Annotated in this window: 15 protein-coding genes; 5 read left to right on the forward strand and 10 right to left on the reverse strand. The window is 68.2% G+C overall.

Annotation, left to right across the window (positions count from 1 at the left end):
- Positions 1-73: 73 nt before the first annotated feature.
- A complete protein-coding gene (gene ctaE, locus G6045_RS13175; RefSeq protein WP_165332102.1) occupies positions 74-694 on the reverse strand; it encodes an aa3-type cytochrome oxidase subunit III in 621 nt (206 codons plus the stop codon).
- A 168-nt stretch (positions 695-862) separates the two neighbouring features.
- On the opposite strand from ctaE, the gene G6045_RS13180 reads away from it, so the two are divergent.
- Positions 863-1,264: a response regulator gene (locus G6045_RS13180; protein ID WP_165332103.1), complete on the forward strand. Its 402-nt coding sequence runs from the start codon at positions 863-865 to the stop codon at positions 1,262-1,264.
- 95 nt (positions 1,265-1,359) lie between these two features.
- Here the strand turns inward: G6045_RS13180 and G6045_RS13185 are convergent, their stop codons facing one another.
- From G6045_RS13185 to ctaC, 4 genes are all read right to left on the reverse strand, one after another.
- A complete protein-coding gene (locus G6045_RS13185; RefSeq protein ID WP_165332104.1) occupies positions 1,360-2,604 on the reverse strand; it encodes a L,D-transpeptidase in 1,245 nt (414 codons plus the stop codon).
- 139 nt (positions 2,605-2,743) lie between these two features.
- Entirely contained in the window at positions 2,744-3,142 is a 399-nt protein-coding gene (locus tag G6045_RS13190) for a cytochrome c oxidase subunit 4 (protein ID WP_165332105.1), read from the reverse strand.
- Positions 3,139-4,884 (reverse strand): aa3-type cytochrome oxidase subunit I, encoded by a 1,746-nt coding sequence (ctaD, locus tag G6045_RS13195; protein WP_165332106.1) that lies wholly within the window; start codon positions 4,882-4,884, stop codon positions 3,139-3,141. Before ctaD ends, G6045_RS13190 begins: the two co-directional genes overlap by 4 nt.
- Positions 4,881-5,840, reverse strand: a complete 960-nt coding sequence (gene ctaC / locus G6045_RS13200; protein WP_165332107.1) for an aa3-type cytochrome oxidase subunit II — start codon at positions 5,838-5,840, stop codon at positions 4,881-4,883. Before ctaC ends, ctaD begins: the two co-directional genes overlap by 4 nt.
- 312 nt (positions 5,841-6,152) lie before the next feature.
- Here ctaC and G6045_RS13205 point away from each other — a divergent pair, with 312 nt between their 5' ends.
- On the forward strand, positions 6,153-7,532 hold the full coding sequence (locus G6045_RS13205; protein ID WP_165332108.1) for a cysteine desulfurase/sulfurtransferase TusA family protein: 1,380 nt from the start codon (positions 6,153-6,155) through the stop codon (positions 7,530-7,532).
- 3 nt (positions 7,533-7,535) lie between these two features.
- Here G6045_RS13205 and G6045_RS13210 read toward each other — a convergent pair whose 3' ends face one another.
- Positions 7,536-8,510 (reverse strand): carbohydrate kinase family protein, encoded by a 975-nt coding sequence (locus G6045_RS13210; RefSeq protein ID WP_165332109.1) that lies wholly within the window; start codon positions 8,508-8,510, stop codon positions 7,536-7,538.
- A gap of 166 nt (positions 8,511-8,676) precedes the next feature.
- Between G6045_RS13210 and G6045_RS13215 the strand changes: the two genes are divergently transcribed.
- Both G6045_RS13215 and G6045_RS13220 read left to right on the forward strand, forming a co-directional pair.
- The gene (locus tag G6045_RS13215) at positions 8,677-8,889 is read left to right on the forward strand and encodes a hypothetical protein (protein WP_408056329.1); all 213 of its coding nucleotides are present in this window, start codon (positions 8,677-8,679) and stop codon (positions 8,887-8,889) included.
- Between the two features lie 131 nt (positions 8,890-9,020).
- Positions 9,021-10,478: a hypothetical protein gene (locus tag G6045_RS13220; RefSeq protein WP_165332110.1), complete on the forward strand. Its 1,458-nt coding sequence runs from the start codon at positions 9,021-9,023 to the stop codon at positions 10,476-10,478.
- 78 nt (positions 10,479-10,556) lie between these two features.
- Here G6045_RS13220 and G6045_RS13225 read toward each other — a convergent pair whose 3' ends face one another.
- Positions 10,557-10,916 (reverse strand): HesB/IscA family protein, encoded by a 360-nt coding sequence (locus G6045_RS13225; protein WP_165332111.1) that lies wholly within the window; start codon positions 10,914-10,916, stop codon positions 10,557-10,559.
- 279 nt (positions 10,917-11,195) lie between these two features.
- Between G6045_RS13225 and nadA the strand changes: the two genes are divergently transcribed.
- The gene (nadA, locus tag G6045_RS13230) at positions 11,196-12,395 is read left to right on the forward strand and encodes a quinolinate synthase NadA (RefSeq protein ID WP_328707757.1); all 1,200 of its coding nucleotides are present in this window, start codon (positions 11,196-11,198) and stop codon (positions 12,393-12,395) included.
- 75 nt (positions 12,396-12,470) lie between these two features.
- Here nadA and G6045_RS13235 read toward each other — a convergent pair whose 3' ends face one another.
- The 3 genes from G6045_RS13235 to G6045_RS13245 all read right to left on the reverse strand — a co-directional run bounded on the left by G6045_RS13235 (position 12,471) and on the right by G6045_RS13245 (position 17,941).
- On the reverse strand, positions 12,471-15,653 hold the full coding sequence (locus G6045_RS13235) for an efflux RND transporter permease subunit (protein ID WP_165332113.1): 3,183 nt from the start codon (positions 15,651-15,653) through the stop codon (positions 12,471-12,473).
- A 256-nt stretch (positions 15,654-15,909) separates the two neighbouring features.
- Positions 15,910-16,596, reverse strand: a complete 687-nt coding sequence (locus G6045_RS13240; protein ID WP_165332114.1) for a response regulator transcription factor — start codon at positions 16,594-16,596, stop codon at positions 15,910-15,912.
- 52 nt (positions 16,597-16,648) lie between these two features.
- Positions 16,649-17,941, reverse strand: coding sequence for a sensor histidine kinase (locus G6045_RS13245; RefSeq protein WP_165332115.1), 1,293 nt, complete (start codon positions 17,939-17,941; stop codon positions 16,649-16,651).
- Positions 17,942-17,974 lie beyond the last annotated feature (33 nt).

Here is a 17,974-nt window from a genome sequence, read left to right on the forward strand (position 1 = left end):
GGTGTCAGGATCTTCTGCGTCGATGCTTCGGAAAGGTTCGGGTCTCGGCCCGGCTTACGGGTTCTCGGCCCCGCTACTTGATCATGTAGATCGTGGCGAAGAGACCGATCCACACCACATCGACGAAGTGCCAGTAGTAGGACACGACGATGGCTGCGGTCGCCTGCTCGTGAGTGAATCTGCGAGCCGCGTAGGTACGGCCCAGTACGAGCAGGAAGGCGATGAGCCCACCCGTCACGTGCAGGCCGTGGAAGCCGGTGGTCAGGTAGAACACCGAGCCGTACGGGTCGGACGAGAGCGAGAGACCCTCGTGCTTGACCAGCTCGGTGTACTCGAAGACCTGACCGCCGATGAAGACCGCGCCCATGATGAAGGTCACGATGAACCACATCCGGAGCTTCTTCACGTCCCCGCGCTCGGCGGCGAAGACGCCGAGCTGGCAGGTGAGCGAAGAGAGCACCAGGATCGTGGTGTTCGTCGCCGAGAAGGGGAAGTTCAGGCTCGAGGCCATTTCCTTCCAGTGCTCGGCACCCGTCACCGAACGCAGGGTGAAGTACATCGCGAAGAGGGCCGCGAAGAACATCAGCTCGGAGCTCAACCAGATGATGGTTCCGACGCTGGTGAGGTTCGGCCGATTGACCGACGGGTGCGCGTGCCCGGTTTCTACTGTCGTTGCTGTCGCCACGACCGACATTATGTCGGTCGCTTATCTGGCACTCACTCCGGGGGGTGCCGTTCGGAGTGTTCGCGCCCGATGTCCAGCCCGGATGGCCCATCGAAGGGCCCTGCGTACCGGTGTTGACGGGGTGTTTGACGGAGTAGCATCCGCGCAACGGTGTACGGCCTTTCCCACGGAGGAACCATGCAGTCGACCGCCACGGTCCTGGTCTACAGCGACGACGCCAACACCCGCGAGCAGGTGAGGCTGGCGACCGGTCGCAGGCCGGCCGCGGATGTTCCCCAGGTCGAGTTCATCGAGTGCGCCACCCCTGCCGCCGTCCTCAAGGAGCTCGACCGGGGCGGTATCGATGTCTGTGTGTTCGACGGAGAGGCCGTGCCGATGGGCGGCATGGGGATGTGCCGGCAGATCAAGGACGAGGTCTTCCAGTCGCCGCCCGTACTGCTTCTGATGGGCCGTCCGCAGGACGCCTGGCTGGCCACCTGGAGCCGCGCGGAGGCCGCGGTGACGCTGCCGGTCGAGCCCGTCGAGTTCGCCGCCTCACTGGCCGCCCTGCTGCGCACGCGCCTGGCCATCGGGGCCTGATCTTCCTTACCGCTGAACGCACTTGAGCCCGTACGGTGGTCCGTACGGGCTCGAGCCATGTCACGCGTTCGGGTCACACCGCACGCGGACCGCCGTCACACGGAGGGGCGAAGGCGGGCCTCGTCGTGGTGGGTCTGGCCCTCGCGCAGATCGGCGTTGACCACGCTGCCCTTGCGCCAGTCCTTCCACTCCATGTTCCAGTCGCCGAGGCCGTTGCCGTACGCCGGCAGGTACTCGCCGTAGCTGTTGATGGTGCGCACGATGTCGCCGGGCTGCACGATCCCGTAGAACCAGGCGGCGTTGCCTGTGCTCATTCCCACACATCCGTGGCTGACGTTGGCGTAGCCGTGCGAGCCGGCCGACCAGGGCGCCGCGTGCACGTACTCGCCCGTGTCGGTGAGACGGGTCGCGTAGTAGACCTGCTTGTCGTAGAACTCGGCGGCGCCGATGGCCCGGCTGGTCATCCGGACCACGTACTCCTTGCCGAGCACGACCTTGGTGCCGTTGCGCGTCTCCCAGCCGGGCTTGCCGGTGGTCACCGGCATGGAGTTGATCTCCTCGCCGTTGCGGTAGACGGTCATGTAGTGGGCGCCGGCGTCCACCACGGCCTCGATCTTGCTGCCCGTGGTGAGCTTCAGGGGCTTGCCCTCGCCGCCCCACAGCTTGTCGGCGATCTTCACGCCCTCCAGGTGCGAGGAGACGGAGATCTTGGCGTTGGCGGGCCAGTAGTCCTTGGGGCGGTAGTGCAGCTTGTCGTCCTCGAACCAGTGCCAGGTGCCCTCCGTGGCCGGCTCCGAGCGGACCTCCAGGGAGCGCTCGACGATCGCCCGCGCCTTCTCGTCCTTGACGGGCCTGCTCAGCGTGGCGGTGACGGGCATACCGACGCCGTACTGGCCCTCCTCGGGGCCGAACTCGACGTCCACGCGCCCCTTCTTGGCCGCCTCGCGGGTCTCGAAGGTGAGGACCTTGCGGCCGGGCGAGCCCTCTTCGTCCTCGGTGCTCACCTTGACCGTGTAGGCCGCGCCCGCGGCGAGCGGCGTCGTGGTGTGCCAGCGACTGCCGTCGGCGGAGAGCTCACCGGCCACGTAACGGCCCAGCGCATCCGTGGCGGTGACGTCGGTGATCCGTCCGCCCTTGCCCTGTGCGGTGACTTCCAGGGGCTTGTCCGGGTCCGCCTTCTGGGTACCCGCGGGCCCGTTGAAGGCGATCTGGCCGGCCGCGTCATAGGGCTTCGCCGAGAGCGGGTGGCCGTCGGAGCCGCAGCCCGTGGCGCCCGCGGCAAGCGCGGCCACAAGAAGGGTGCAGCTCAATACCGTGCGCATTCGCGGTGAGTGGCTCATGCAGCACACGCTATGAAGGTTTGTCACCGACGGCGCGCGGAGTGCTCCGTACGAGAAGCTCAAACTGCTGCAAAAGAGGGGCCCGGACGACTCCTGACGGAGTGTCCGGGCCCCTCGCAGAGCTCAGCGTGCTAGCGGCTCACTGGTTCTGGTTCTCACCGCGGTAGTACTCGAAGACCCAGCCCCACAGGCCGACCAGGATGATCGGGGCCGAGAAGTAGAGCAGCCACCAGCCGAAGACGACGCCCATGAAGGCGAGCGCGCCACCGATTCCGAGCGCGAGCGGCTGCCAGCTGTGCGGGGAGAAGAACCCCACCTCGCCGGCCTCGTCCGCGACATCGGCCTCCTTGTTGTCCTGCGCCATCTGGTCCACGCGCCGGGCCGTGAAGGCCAGGTAGTAGCCGACCATGATGCACAGGCCGAAGGCCAGGAACAGTGCCGTGGTACCGGCCGGCTCCTTCGACCACACGCCGTAGACGATCGCCATGGCGAGCACGAAGACGCTCAGCCAGATGAACATCTTTCCTTGGACCTTCACTTGCCTGCCTCCTTGCCGCCCGCGAGGGCCTTGTCACCGTGGCCGGAGGCGGCCAGCTGTTCCTGCTCCATGGCGACGATCTCCGGGTGGTGCAGATCGAACGCCGGGGATTCGGAGCGGATACGCGGCAGCGTGAGGAAGTTGTGCCGCGGCGGCGGGCAGGACGTGGCCCACTCGAGCGAGCGGCCGTAGCCCCACGGGTCGTCGACCTCGACCTTCTTGCCGTACTTGGCGGTCTTCCAGACGTTGTACATGAACGGCAGGATCGACATACCGAGCAGGAAGGACGCGATCGTCGAAATCGTGTTCAGGGCCGTGAAGCCGTCGGCCGCGAGGTAGTCCGCGTAACGACGCGGCATGCCCTCGGCGCCCAGCCAGTGCTGCACCAGGAACGTGCCGTGGAAGCCCACGAACAGCGTCCAGAAGGTGATCTTGCCGAGGCGCTCGTCCAGCATCTTGCCGGTGAACTTCGGCCACCAGAAGTGGAAGCCGGCGAACATCGCGAAGACGACGGTGCCGAACACCACGTAGTGGAAGTGCGCCACCACGAAGTACGAGTCAGAGACGTGGAAGTCCATCGGCGGCGAGGCCAGGATGACACCGGTCAGACCACCGAAGGTGAAGGTGATCAGGAAGCCGATGGTCCAGAGCATCGGTGTCTCGAAACTCAAGGACCCCTTCCACATCGTTCCGATCCAGTTGAAGAACTTCACGCCTGTTGGCACGGCGATCAAGAACGTCATGAAGGAGAAGAACGGCAGGAGCACTCCGCCGGTGACGTACATGTGGTGCGCCCACACCGTCACGGACAGACCCGCGATCGCGATCGTCGCGCCGATCAGACCGATGTAACCGAACATCGGCTTGCGCGAGAAGACCGGGATGATCTCGGAAATGATGCCGAAGAACGGCAAGGCGATGATGTACACCTCTGGATGCCCGAAGAACCAGAAGAGGTGTTGCCATAGCAACGCGCCGCCATTTGCGGCATCGAAGATATGGGCTCCGAATTTACGGTCCGCCTCCAGGGCGAACAGCGCGGCCGCGAGCACCGGGAAGGCGAGCAGGACCAGCACACCGGTCAGCAGCACGTTCCAGGTGAAGATCGGCATACGGAACATCGTCATGCCGGGGGCACGCATGCAGATGATGGTCGTGATGAAGTTGACCGAACCGAGGATCGTGCCGAAGCCGGAGAAGGCCAGACCCATGATCCACATGTCGGCGCCGATGCCCGGCGAGCGGACGGCGTCCGACAGCGGGGAGTAGGCGAACCAGCCGAAGTCGGCCGCACCCTGCGGGGTGAGGAAACCGCCGACGGCGATCAGCGAGCCGAACAGGTAGAGCCAGTAGGCGAACATGTTCAGCCGCGGGAACGCCACATCGGGAGCACCGATCTGCAGCGGCATGATCCAGTTCGCGAAGCCCGCGAACAGCGGCGTCGCGAACATCAGCAGCATGATCGTGCCGTGCATCGTGAACGCCTGGTTGAACTGCTCGTTCGACATCAGCTGCGTGCCGGGACGGGCCAGTTCGGCGCGCATGAAGAGCGCCATCAGACCGCCGATGCAGAAGAACGCGAACGACGTGACCAGGTACAGCGTGCCGATCGTCTTGTGGTCGGTGGTGGTCAGCCACTTCACCACGACGTTGCCGGGCTGCCTGCGCCGGACCGGGATCTCGTTCTCATACGAGTCCTCGGCTTCGGCGGCACCCTTTGGTTGCTCGTTGAGGATGCTCACAGTTGGGTCTTCTCCGAGTTCCTGGCATTGTCCGTCTGCTCAATGCCGGCCGGGACATACCCGGTCTGGCCCTTCTTCGCGAGCTCTTCCAGGTGCTCCTGGTACTTCTCGGGAGAAACGACCTTCACGTTGAACAGCATTCGGGAATGGTCCACGCCGCAGAGCTCGGCGCACTTGCCCATGAAGGTGCCCTCCTTGTTGGGGGTCACCTCGAAGACATTGGTGTGGCCCGGGATGACGTCCTGCTTCATCAGGAACGGCACGACCCAGAAGGAGTGGATGACGTCGCGCGAGGTCAGCACGAAGCGGACCTTCTCGCCCTTCGGCAGCCACAGGGTCGGACCCGGGTTGTTGTTCTGCGGGTTCCGGGTGCCCGGAGTGCCGATGTCGTAGACACCGCCGGCGTCGGCCGGGAACGCGTCCCGGTACTTGTCCGGGATGTCCGCGAGGTTCTCGTCCGTCTTGGCGTCACCCTTGGAACCGGGCACGTTCTCGACGTAGTTGAAGCCCCAGCTCCACTGGAAGCCGACCACGTTGACCGTGTGGGCGGGCTTCTCGGACTGGGCGAGGAGCTTCGTCTCGTCGCGTGCCGTGAAGTAGAAGAGCACCGAGACGATGATGAGCGGAACCACCGTGTACAGCGCCTCGATGGGCATGTTGTACCGGGTCTGCGGAGGAACCTCGACCTTGGTGCGGCTGCGCCTGTGGAAGATGACACTCCACAGGATCAGGCCCCAGACGAGCACGCCCGTGGCGAGCGCTGCGGCCCATGAGCCCTGCCACAGGGAGAGGATCCGAGGAGCCTCCTCCGTGACGGGGGTGGGCATTCCAAGGCGGGGGAAATCCTCGTACGTACAACCTGTAGCGGTCGCAAGAATGAGGCCCGCAGTCAGCACCTGCGGCAGCTTCCGCCGCATCGGGCGCCGCGACGAGCGGTCGGAGCCGTTGGGACTCACGTAGCGCCTTCCCGAGAGTCTCGCCCGCTCGACCGGGCTCGTCCATGATGCTTGGTCGGGCACCGGCCCGTGTACGGGCAGGGGTTTGGATGTTTATGCGGACCAAACCCTACTGGACGCTATTTGGGGTCGCGCGGGGAGGGTGCCCAACGCGCCGAGGTGCGACCCGAAGGGGTGGAAAACCGCCCTTGAACAGGCAACTGACGGTCCCTCGACTGATACCGACAGTAAGTCGGTGCGGCCCTGGCCGGACAGGCGGCCGGTGCACCTGCAACCCCTCGTACGAATGAGCGGCGCAGGTAGCGTGAGGACGTGCCGTACTTCGATGCCGCGACCTCCGCTCCCCTGCACCCTGTCGCCCGGCAGGCCCTGCTCGCCGCCCTGGACGAGGGCTGGGCCGACCCCGCCCGGCTCTACCGCGAGGGCCGCAGGGCCCGGCTGCTGCTCGACGCCTCGCGTGAGGCGGCGGCCGAAGCGGTGGGCTGCCGCCCGGACGAGCTGGTGTTCACCGCCTCGGGGACGCAGGCGCTGCACACCGGGATCGCGGGCGCCCTGGCCGGACGGCGGCGCGCCGGGCGTCACTTGATCGTGTCCGCCGTGGAGCATTCCGCGGTGCTCCATTCGGCGGCGGTCCATGAGGGACAGGGCGGCGAGGTGACGGAGATCCCGGTGGACCGGGGTGGCCGGGTCGACGCTTCTTTGTTCGTACGGGCACTGCGCGAGGACACCGCCCTTGCGTGTCTGCAGTCCGCCAACCACGAGGTGGGCACGGTGCAGCCGGTGGCCGAGATCGCCGAGGTCTGCCGGGCGACCGGGGTGCCGCTGCTCGTGGACGCGGCGCAGTCGCTCGCGTGGGGGCCGGTGGAGGGCGGCTGGTCGGTGTTGACGGGCAGTGCGCACAAATGGGGCGGTCCGGCCGGTGTGGGCCTTTTGGCCGTACGCAAGGGAGTGCGCTTCTCCGTGCAAGGCCCCGTGGACGAGCGGGAGTCGGGGCGTGCGCCCGGGTTCGAGAATCTGCCGGCGATCGTCGCGGCGGCGGCCTCGCTGCGGGCGGTGCGGGCCGAGGCGGCTCAAGAGGCCGCCCGGCTACGGGAGTTGACGGCGCTGATCCGGGCCCGGGTGCCGGAGATCGTGGCGGATGTGGAGGTCGTCGGCGATCCTGAGCGGCGGCTGCCGCATATCGTCACGTTCTCTTGTCTCTATGTCGACGGCGAGTCGCTGCTGCACGAGCTGGACCGGGCGGAGTTCTCCGTGTCGTCCGGCTCTTCCTGTACGAGCTCCACGCTGACGCCGAGCCATGTGCTCAAGGCGATGGGGGTGCTGAGCGAGGGCAATGTGCGGGTGTCGCTGCCGCCCGGGACTTCGAGGGACGACGTCGAACGCTTCCTTACCGTCCTGCCGGACGCCGTCGCTTCCGTACGGGAGAAGCTGGGCGCTCCGGTCGGGGACGCGTCCCCGTCGGGCCTCGAGGAGCTGATCCTCGACACGCTCGGCAAGCGCTGCCCTCTCCCGGTGATCGAGCTGGCGAAGGCCATCGGGCGGGTGGTGGCTGGCGGGACCGTCACCGTCATCTCGGACGACGAGGTGGCCGAGCTCGACATCCGCGCGTGGTGCCATCTGCGCGGACACGAGTACGTGGGCGAGAAGCCGGCGGACCAGGGGTGGGCCTATGTGGTCCGCCGGCTCATCTAGGCCTCAGGCCAGGTGCTCCTTGACCTCCGCGGCCGCGTCGAAGCCGTACGCCTTGGTGAAGCGGTCCATGAAGTGGGCGCGGCGCAGGGTGTACTCCTGGGTGCCGAGCGTCTCGATCACCAGGGTCGCGAGCATGCAGCCGATCTGGGCGGCGCGCTCGAGGGAGACACCCCAGGACAGACCGGACAGGAAGCCGGCGCGGAACGCGTCGCCGACGCCGGTCGGGTCGACCTTGGCGTCCTCCTCCGGGCAGCCGACCTCGATGGCCTCGTCGCCGACGCGCTCGATGCGCACACCGCGCGAGCCGAGGGTGGTGACGCGGTGGCCGACGCGGCCGAGGATCTCCTCGTCGCTCCAGCCGGTCTTGGACTCGATGAGGCCCTTCTCGTACTCATTGGAGAAGAGGTACGTGGCGCCGTCGAGCAGGGTGCGGATCTCGTCGCCGTTCATCCGCGCGATCTGCTGCGAGAAGTCGGCGGCGAAGGGGATCTCGCGCGAGCGGCACTCCTCGGTGTGGCGGAGCATCGCCTCCGGGTCGTCCGCGCCGATCAGGACCAGGTCGAGGCCGCCCACGCGGTCGGCGACGGTCTTCAGCTCGATCAGCCGGGCCTCGCTCATCGCGCCCGTATAGAAGGAGCCGATCTGGTTGTGGTCCTTGTCCGTGGTGCACACGAAGCGGGCCGTGTGCAGCGTCTCGGAGATACGGACCGAGGCGGTGTCGACACCGTGCCGGTCGAGCCATGCGCGGTACTCGTCGAAGTCGGAGCCGGCGGCGCCGACGAGGATCGGGGCGGTGCCGAGCTGTCCCATGCCGAAGCAGATGTTCGCTCCGACGCCTCCCCGGCGGACGTCGAGGTTGTCGACGAGGAAGGAGAGAGAGACCGTGTGCAGCTGATCGGCGACCAGCTGGTCGGCGAAGCGGCCGGGGAAGGTCATCAGGTGGTCGGTGGCGATGGAGCCGGTGACTGCGATACGCACGACGTTGAGTCTCCTGCGCGTGGGCTGGGGTTGACACCTCACGCTACCGGGAAGTCCCCGTATCTCTGAACCGATCGCACACAGAGGTCACCGCCTGCGACGACCTGGCGAAATTACCGGAAAGTAGGGGTTTTTCTGGCGGGCACGACGTGCGTACGGTGCGGTTATGTCGAAGCACATGGCGCCCGCGCCGCTCTCCCCCGCCGCCCAGGACTTCACGCTGAAGCAGCTGCAGGGGGACTGCGCCCGGATGGTGCCGCACTGGGCCGCGCCCCAGGCCTCCGTCGTCTCTCCCGTGCCGCCCTCGCGGATCCATGGGATCGTCGTGCCACCGGCGTCCGCGCGGATGCTGGACGCGATGTCCGAATACGGAGACTGAGCGGCCTGAGCGCCCACGGCGGTATCCACCAGGGAACCGAACACTCTCCCGGGCCGTCCCACTGTCGATCCCCCGTCGTGGGGAGCCGGCATACGGTCCGGGATGCCCGGCCCTGGTGAAGGAGTCATGTCGTGAGCACCGATGGCATAGATGAGGAAACCCGCAGGCCGAAGTCGCGCCTCGTGGTCGCCTCGGTCGCGGCGGCCGTGCTGCTCGCGGGTGGCGGGGGCGCCTATCTCGCCACCAGCAGCTCCTCCGGCAGTGGACGCGGAGACTCCGGTGCGCCCGCCGGCGACGGCACTCCTCCCCCGCTGACGCTCGACGGCTACACACCGAACGCCGACGGCGGTGAACCGGTGCCGGGCGGTGCGCAGTTCACAGCGCGGGGCGAGCTGCCCGAGGCGCCCGAATTCGTTGCCGTGTACCGGGCCTCGGGCGAGGTCTCCGAGAAGCAGGTCGCGAAGCTGGCCGAGGCGCTGAAGGTGCCGGGCGAGGTGACCTCGCAGGGTGCCGAGTGGCGGGTCGGCACAGGCAAGAACGCGCCGCTGCTCACGGTGACCAAGCAGGCGCCCGGGACGTGGACCTATGCGCCCCTGGTCAATGACCCGGAGACCTGCCCGCGCGAGGGCGGCTGCGACAAGCCCGTGGGTTCCGGGATGGCGAACCTGCCGTCGGTGGACGAGAAGACGGCGAAGGCCGCGGCCGCTCCCGTACTGAAGGCGCTCGGGCAGGACGACGCCGAGCTCGACGCACGGCAGACGATGGGTGCGGCGCGCGTGGTCAACGCGGATCCCGTGGTGGGCGGGCTGCCGACGTACGGCGCCTCGACCGGGATCAAGATCGGTCCTGACGGTGAAGTCTCCGGCGCGAGCGGGCAGTTGGCGAAGCCGGTCAAGGGCGCCGAGTACCCCGTGATCAGCGCCGAGGCAGCGCTCGAGCAGCTCAACTCGGCGCCGGCCGGGATCGCGCCCGGGAAGATCGGGGGCTGCGCCAGCGCCGTACCGCATCAGGACGATCTCACCGTCGGTGAGCCGCAGCAGCCGTGCGATCCGGGTGCGAAGCCGGCGCCGCCGAAGCCGCAGCAGGTGAAGGTGGAGTCCGCGGTGTTCGGTCTCGCCGCGTACCACGAGAAGGGCCGGCAGGTGCTGGTCCCGTCGTGGCTGTTCTCGGTGGCGCAGGCGGGTGCGGAGCCCGTCACCGTGACGCATCCGGCCGTCGAGAAAGAGTTCCTGCGCTCCCCGGCGCCGCTTCCGTCCGACCTGCCGAGCTCCGCCGAGCCTCCGGCCGAACCCACTCCGGACCAGCCCGGGGACGGGTCCGCCGAGCCTCGGAGCGTGCACATCGAGTCGTACAGCGCATCGGACCGTACGCTCACGGTGCACTTCTGGGGCGGGGCGTGCAGCGACTACGCGGCGTCCGTGAAGGAGAGCGGGGACCGGGTCGAGGTGACGGTGACGGAGACGCCGCAGAAGCCGGGGACGTACTGCATCATGATCGCCAAGGAGCTGAAGGAGACCGTGCAGTTGGACCAGCCGCTGGGCGACCGTGAGGTCGTCGGAGCGGGCGGGGCACGGATCGAAGCGAAGTAACGCGTTCGAGGCATACGCGAAGGGCGGCACCCTGTCGTACAGGGTGCCGCCCTTCGCGGTGCTACAGGACGTTCAGGCTTAGCTGAACGAGTCGCCGCAGGCGCAGGAGCCCGTGGCGTTGGGGTTGTCGATCGTGAAGCCCTGCTTCTCGATGGTGTCGACGAAGTCGATCGAGGCGCCGCCCAGGTACGGGGCGCTCATGCGGTCGGTGACGACCTTCACGCCGCCCTCGAACTCCTTGGTGACATCGCCGTCGAGCGAGCGCTCGTCGAAGAACAGCTGGTAGCGCAGGCCGGAGCAGCCGCCGGGCTGAACCGCGACACGCAGCGCCAGGTCGTCACGGCCTTCCTGGTCGAGCAGAGCCTTGACCTTGGAGGCGGCGGCGTCGGACAGGATGATGCCGTCGCTCACGGTGGTCTTCTCGTCCTGAACGGACATCTACATCTCTCCCGGGTAGTACGGAGACTGCTTCCGCTTCGGCCAACCTTGGTGGGCGCCGAATCATTCCCCGGCGTCGGGGCGTTTTCCGGCACGCGGCCTTGCTCCTTCATGCTCGCACACCGCGCGCGTTGCGCACACGGCCCGAGGTACAGGGGAATGCGTCACATCGACGACATCAGGCATCGTCAATCTGACGTGAAGCGGTTATGATAGATAACGTCAATTCGACGAAAAGCAGGCCCGGACGGTGGGCTCTGCCCGCCGGAAGAAGAAAGGGTGCGTGACGTGACCACGGCCCAGGACCTTGCCCCCAGCTTTGAGCCGCAGCCGACTCCGCTCGCCCTGCTGCTGCTCGGCCGCGAAGCCGACCCCAAGAGCGAGCGCGGCGTGGACTGCCCCGGCGATCTGCCCTCTCCGTCCGACCCGGACCTGGTCGAGCGTGCCCGCGTCGCCAAGGAGAAGCTCGGCGACAAGGTGTTCGTGCTCGGGCACCACTACCAGCGCGACGAGGTCATCCAGTTCGCCGATGTCACCGGTGACTCCTTCAAGCTGGCGCGGGACGCGGCCGCCAAGCCGGAGGCCGAGTACATCGTGTTCTGCGGTGTGCACTTCATGGCCGAGTCCGCCGACATCCTGACCGGCGACGACCAGAAGGTCGTCCTTCCGGACCTCGCCGCCGGCTGCTCGATGGCCGATATGGCCACCGCCGAGCAGGTCGCCGAGTGCTGGGACGTGCTGACCGACGCCGGCATAGCCGAGCAGGTCGTGCCCGTGAGCTACATGAACTCCTCGGCCGACATCAAGGCCTTCACCGGCAAGCACGGCGGCACCATCTGCACCTCGTCCAACGCGAAGAAGGCCCTCGACTGGGCCTTCGAGCAGGGCGAGAAGGTGCTCTTCCTGCCGGACCAGCACCTCGGCCGCAACACCGCCGTACGTGACATGGGGATGTCTCTTGAGGACTGCGTGCTCTACAACCCGCACAAGCCCAACGGCGGCCTGACGGACGAAGAGCTGCGCGCCGCCAAGATGATCCTGTGGCGCGGGCACTGCTCCGTGCACGGCCGGTTCAGCCTGGACAGCGTGCACGACGTGCGTGAGCGCATCCCGGGTGTCAACGTGCTCGTGCACCCCGAGTGCAAGCACGAGGTCGTCGCCGCGGCGGACTACGTCGGGTCGACCGAGTACATCATCAAGACCCTCGAAGCCGCCCCGGCCGGCTCCAAGTGGGCCATCGGCACCGAGCTCAACCTGGTGCGCCGCCTCGCCAACCGCTTCGCGGCCGAGGACAAGGAAGTGGTCTTCCTCGACAAGACCGTGTGCTTCTGCTCGACCATGAACCGGATCGATCTGCCCCATCTCGTATGGGCACTCGAGTCCCTTGCGGACGGCAAGCTCGTCAACCGCATTCAGGTCGACAAGGAGACGGAGAGCTTCGCCAAGCTGGCCCTCGAGCGGATGCTCGCGCTGCCGTAGCGCGTTCCGTCCCCCACGTGCGAAAGGGCGCCCCCGCAGATCCGCGGGGGCGCCCTTCGTGTGCCGTGGAACGGGTCAGATGTCCAGCGCGTCCGCCATGGCCGCGTCGGTGTCCGTCGGCTGCTGCGGGATGTCCTTGTCCCGCTTGGCGTCCTTGTCCTTCGTGGCCTTGTCCTTCCCGGCGCGCTTGGCCGCCTTCTTCCCGGCCCGCTTCTCCTTGCGCAGCTCGAGCATCGCGTACAGCGTCGGTACGAGCAGCAGGGTCAGGAGCGTCGAGCTGAGCAGACCGCCGATCACCACGATGGCCAGGGGCTGGCCGATGAAGCCGCCCTCGCCCGTGACGCCCGCCGCCATCGGCAGCAGCGCGAAGATCGTGGCGAGCGCCGTCATCAGGATCGGGCGCAGGCGGTGACGGCCGCCCTCGATGACCGACTCGACCACGCCGAGGCCCTGGGCCCGGTACTGGTTGATCAGGTCGATGAGGACGATCGCGTTGGTCACCACGATGCCGATGAGCATCAGCATGCCGATCAGTGCCGGGACGCCCATCGGGGTGTCCGTGGCGATCAGCAGACCGATCGCACCGGTGGCGGCGAACGGGATGGAGACCAGCAGGATCAGCGGCTGCGCAAGGGACTTGAAGGTCGCCACGAGCAGCATGAACACGATCGCGATGGCCGCGAGCATCGCCAGGCCGAGCGCCGCGAAGGCCTCGTCCTGGTCCTCGGAGACGCCGCCGATGGCGACGGTGGCGCCGTCGGGGAGCTCCTTCTCCAGCTCGTTCAGCTTGGTCTGGAGCGATGCGCTGACCGCGCCCGTGTTGTCGCCGGTCGGCTTGGCGGTGATGGTCGCCGCGCGCGAGCCGTCGATACGGGTCATCGAGACCGGGCTGTCGACGACCTTCACCTCGGCGATGTCACCGAGCTTGACGCGGCCGAGCGGCAGGTTCCGCAGCTCGTCCACGGTCGTCGCCGGCTTGGCGGACTTCACCAGGACGTCGCGCTCGGTGTCGTCCAGGATCGCCTTGGCGCTCGGGGTGCCGCGTACGGACTGGGCGACGATCTGACCGAGGGTGGCGTCGTTGAACCCGGCCGCCGCGGCCTTGTCGTTGGCCCGGACCGAGATGCGCGGGACGGACTGGGCCAGATCGCTCTGCACGTCGGTGACGTCGTCGAGCTTCGCGACCTCGGACCGTACCTGCTCGGCCGCCTTGTCCAGGACCTCGGCGTCGGCGGCCTTCACGACCACGCTCAGGTCCTGGTTCGCGAAGCCGTCGCCGGCCGCGATACGGGTGTCGCCGATGCCGTCCAGCTTGGCGAGTTCCGCGTCGATCTTGTCGCGGGTCGCCTCGTACTCGGCGTCGTCGGTCAAAGTGATCTGGTACGAGGCCTGGTTGGTGTCCGTGCCGCCGCCGAAGGCCGCGAGCCAGCCGGAGGAGCCGACCGTCACCTGGTGGTCCTTGACCTCCTTCACACCGTCGAGGACCTGCTCGATCTTCTGCGTGGCCTCGTCCGTGGCGGCCAGGCTGGTGCCGGGCTCCAGCTCCTGCTTGATGGAGAGGACCTTCTGCTCGCCCTGGTCGAAGAAGTTGGTCTTCAGCATGGGGGCGAGGCCGAAGGTGCCGACCAGGACCACGATCGCCAGGAACACGCTGGTGAGACGGCGGCGGGTCGCGAAGCGCAGCACCGGGACGTAGATCCGCTGCAGGATGCTCTTCGCTTCCTTCGCCTCGGCGGCCGCGCGCGCCTCCTCCGGGTCCTCGGACGTGCCCTTGGGGGCGCGCAGGAACCAGAACGACAGGACCGGCACGACCGTCAGCGAGACGATCAGGGACGCGAGCAGCGCGGCGGTGACCGTCAGCGAGAACGAGCCGAACAGCTCGCCCACCATGCCGCCGACCAGACCGATCGGCAGGAAGACCGCGACGGTGGTGAGCGTCGAGGAGGTGACGGCGCCCGAGACCTCGCGTACGGCGTTGAGGATGGCGTCCTTGCGCTCCTCGCCGTAGGTGAGATGGCGCTTGATGTTCTCCAGGACCACGATCGAGTCGTCCACGACGCGGCCGATGGCGATCGTGAGCGCGCCCAGCGTGAGCATGTTGAGCGACAGGTCGCGCGTCCACAGGACGATCAGCGCGAGGACGACGGACAGCGGGATGGAGACCGCGGTGACCAGCGTGGAGCGCAGGGACGCGAGGAAGACCAGGATCACGATGACCGCGAAGGCGAGACCGAGCGCGCCCTCGGTGGTGAGGCTGGAGATGGACTTCTCGACGGCCGGGCCCTGGTCGGAGACGACCGTCAGCTCGGCGCCGGCGCCCAAGTCCTTGCGCAGGGACGGCAGTTCGTCCTCGACGGCCTTGGAGATCGCGACCGCGGAGCCGTCCTGGTCCATGGTGATGACGATCGCGAGGCTCGGCTCACCGTTCGTACGGGTCAGGGAGTCGGCCTTGGCCTCGGTCTCCTCGACCTTGGCGACATCACCGAGGCGTACGGGCTTCGCCTTGGAGCCCTCGCCGCCGGTGACCATCAGGTTCTCGATCTGCTCGAGGGAGCTGAAGCCGCCGCCGACCTGAACGGTGCGGTTCTTGCCGTCCTCGTCGAAGGAGCCGGCCGGCAGGGTGGCGCCGCCCGCCTGGAGGGACTGGACGAGCGCGGCGGACGTCAGGCGCGCCTTGGCCAGCTTGGCGTCGTCGGGCGTGACGGAGACCTCGACGTCGCGGACGCCGTCGACGGCCACCTGGGCCACTCCGTCGATGCCTTCGAGGACCGGCACGACCGAGCGGTCGAGGTCGTCGGCGAGCGCCTGCTGGTCCTTGCCGTCGGCGGACGCGGCGAGCACGACGGTCGGGATGTCGTCGGTGGAACCGGCCACGACCTGCGGGTCGACGTCGTCGGGAAGCTGGGCGCGGGCGCGGTTGACGGCCTGCTGGACGTCGGCGACCAGCTGCTTGGAGCCGTCGCCGTAGTCGAAGGAGGCCATAAGCAGGGCGTTGCCCTCGCTGGCGGTGGACGTGACGGACTTGATGCCGTCGACGGCTTCGAGGGAGTCCTCGAGCGGCTCGACGACCTGCTTCTCGACCACGTCGGGAGAGGCGCCCTGGTACGGGGCGATCACCGAGACCATCGGCAGTTCGATGGAGGGAAGCAGCTGCTGCTTCAACTGGGGAATGGCGATCGCGCCGAAGGCCAGCGCGACGATCGACACCAGGCCGATCAGGGCCCGTTGGGCAAGGCTGAATCTGGACAGCCAGGACATGGGATGGGGACTTCCTTTGCTGGCGTATGCGGCAGGCGGGCGGGCACACGCGGGTGCTGCCCGGGCGAGCACGCGCGGGCCTGCCGTCGGTTGCCGACAGGGCGCAGGTGCCGCCCGCCTACACGATCAGCCATCGCCGGAGCGGATTCCTCGCCCCGCGGACCCGTTTCCTTATACGGCGCCTACTGCGGGCGCAGTACGGGCGCTCCATCCTTGGAGGGAGCGCGCCCGGCTCGTCCCGGTTCGCCTGTCCCGATCAGTCGACCTTCGGCCGGACAAGTCCGGATTCGTAGGCGATGACGACGAGTTGGGCGCGGTCACGGGCGCCGAGCTTGGCCATCGCACGGTTCACATGGGTCTTCACGGTGAGCGGGCTGACGCTGAGCCGCTCGGCGATCTCGTCGTTGGACAGACCGCCCGCGACCTGGACGAGCACCTCGCGCTCACGGCCGGTGAGCTGGGCGAGGCGTTCGGCGTGCGCGCCATCGCTGCCGTCTCCGTCGGAACTGCCGCCCTGCGCAAGGAACTTGGCGATCAGGCCTTTGGTCGCGACCGGCGAGAGCAGTGCGTCGCCGCCCGCCGCGACCCGGATCGCGTTGAGCAGTTCCTCGGGCTCGGAGCCCTTGCCGAGGAAGCCGGACGCGCCGGCCCGCAGGGACTGCACCACGTACTCGTCGACCTCGAAGGTGGTGAGCATCACCACGTGGACGTGGGTGAGTTCGGGGTCCTCGCTGATCGTCCGGGTCGCGGCGAGACCGTCCGTACCGGGCATCCGGATGTCCATGAGGACCACGTCGGCGCGTTCGGAGCGTGCGAGGGCGACGGCCTCGGCGCCGTCGGAGGCCTCGCCCACGACCTCCATATCGGGCTCGGAGTCGACGAGCACCTTGAACGCGCTGCGCAGCAGGGCCTGGTCGTCGGCGAGCAGGACACGGATGGTCATGATTTCTCCCCCGTACGGGATCGTGCGAAGCGCGACACCAAAGCCGTCCGGCTCACAGGCACTTGCGGGAGCGGGACGACGACTGCTGGGCCTCGGTACTCAGGGGCAGGATCGCATGGACGCGGAAACCGCCTCCGTAGCGGGGGCCGGTGGTGCAGGTGCCACCGAGGGCCGAGACCCGCTCGCGCATCCCGATGAGACCGTGCCCGCCTTCGGACTTGGGGCTCGGTGTGTCGTGCGGGTGCCGTGCGTTGTCGTGCGGGTGCCGCGTCCCCTTGCCCTCCTCGGGCTGCGCACCGCCACCGCCGTTGTCGAGCACGGTGATCTCCAGGTTGCGGCTCACCCTGAGCACGCTGACCTCGGCCTTGGCACCCGTACCCGCGTGCTTCTGCACGTTGGTGAGCGCCTCCTGGATGATCCGGTACGCGGCCAGGTCCACGGCGGCCTGAAGGTGCTCGCCGTTGTCGTTGTGCACGAGCTCCACGGGGAGGCCGGCGGCACGGAAGGTGTCGAGCAGGTCGTCGAGGCGGGCGAGGCCCGGGGCCGGCTCGGTGGGTGCCTCGGGATCGCCGGACTGCCGGAGCAGGCCGACGGTGGCGCGCAGTTCGTTCAGCGCGGAGCGGCTGGCCTCGCGGACGTGGGCGAGGGCTTCCTTGGCCTGGTCGGGGCGCTTGTCCATGACGTGCGATGCGACCCCGGCCTGAACGTTGACCAGGGCGATGTGGTGCGCGACGACATCGTGCAGATCGCGCGCGATACGGAGGCGCTCCTCGGCCACGCGGCGCAGGGCCTCCTGCTCGCGGGTGCGCTCCGCGCGCTCGGCGCGCTCCTGGATCGCGTCGACGAAGGCGCGGCGGCTGCGCAGGGCGTCACCGGCGGCGGCCGCGAGGCCGGCCCAGGCGATGACGCCGAGGTTCTCCTGGGCGTACCAGGGGAGCTTGCTCGTCAGCATCGCGGCCGCCGTCAGGACCGCCATGATCGGCAGGGTGAAGCGCCAGGTGGTGGGGCGGTTCGTCATCGAGGCCACCGTGAACAGGGCGATGACGACGGCCATCATCACGGGGGCGCGCTGTTCGCCGGTGAGCACCTCCACGAGGGAGGCGGCGACGGTGATGATCAGGACGAGCAGGGGGGTGCGGCGGCGGAACACCAGGGCGGCGGCGCTGATCACCATCAGGACGACGCTGATCGCCTCGGGGGCGCGGCCGAAGTGGGGGCCGTGCAGGCCGTACGGCTCCACGAAGGAGGCGGTGACCATGCAGGCGAAGACGGCGAAGGCGAGGGTGGCGTCGAAGGCCAGGGGGTGGGCCGTCAGCCAGTCCCGGATGCGGGCGAGGGTGGTCACTTCGGGAACGGTACCGGGTGGATCGGGGTGGGG

Source organism: Streptomyces mesophilus, assembly GCF_011044995.1.
Taxonomy (GTDB): Bacteria; Actinomycetota; Actinomycetes; order Streptomycetales; family Streptomycetaceae; genus Streptomyces; species Streptomyces mesophilus.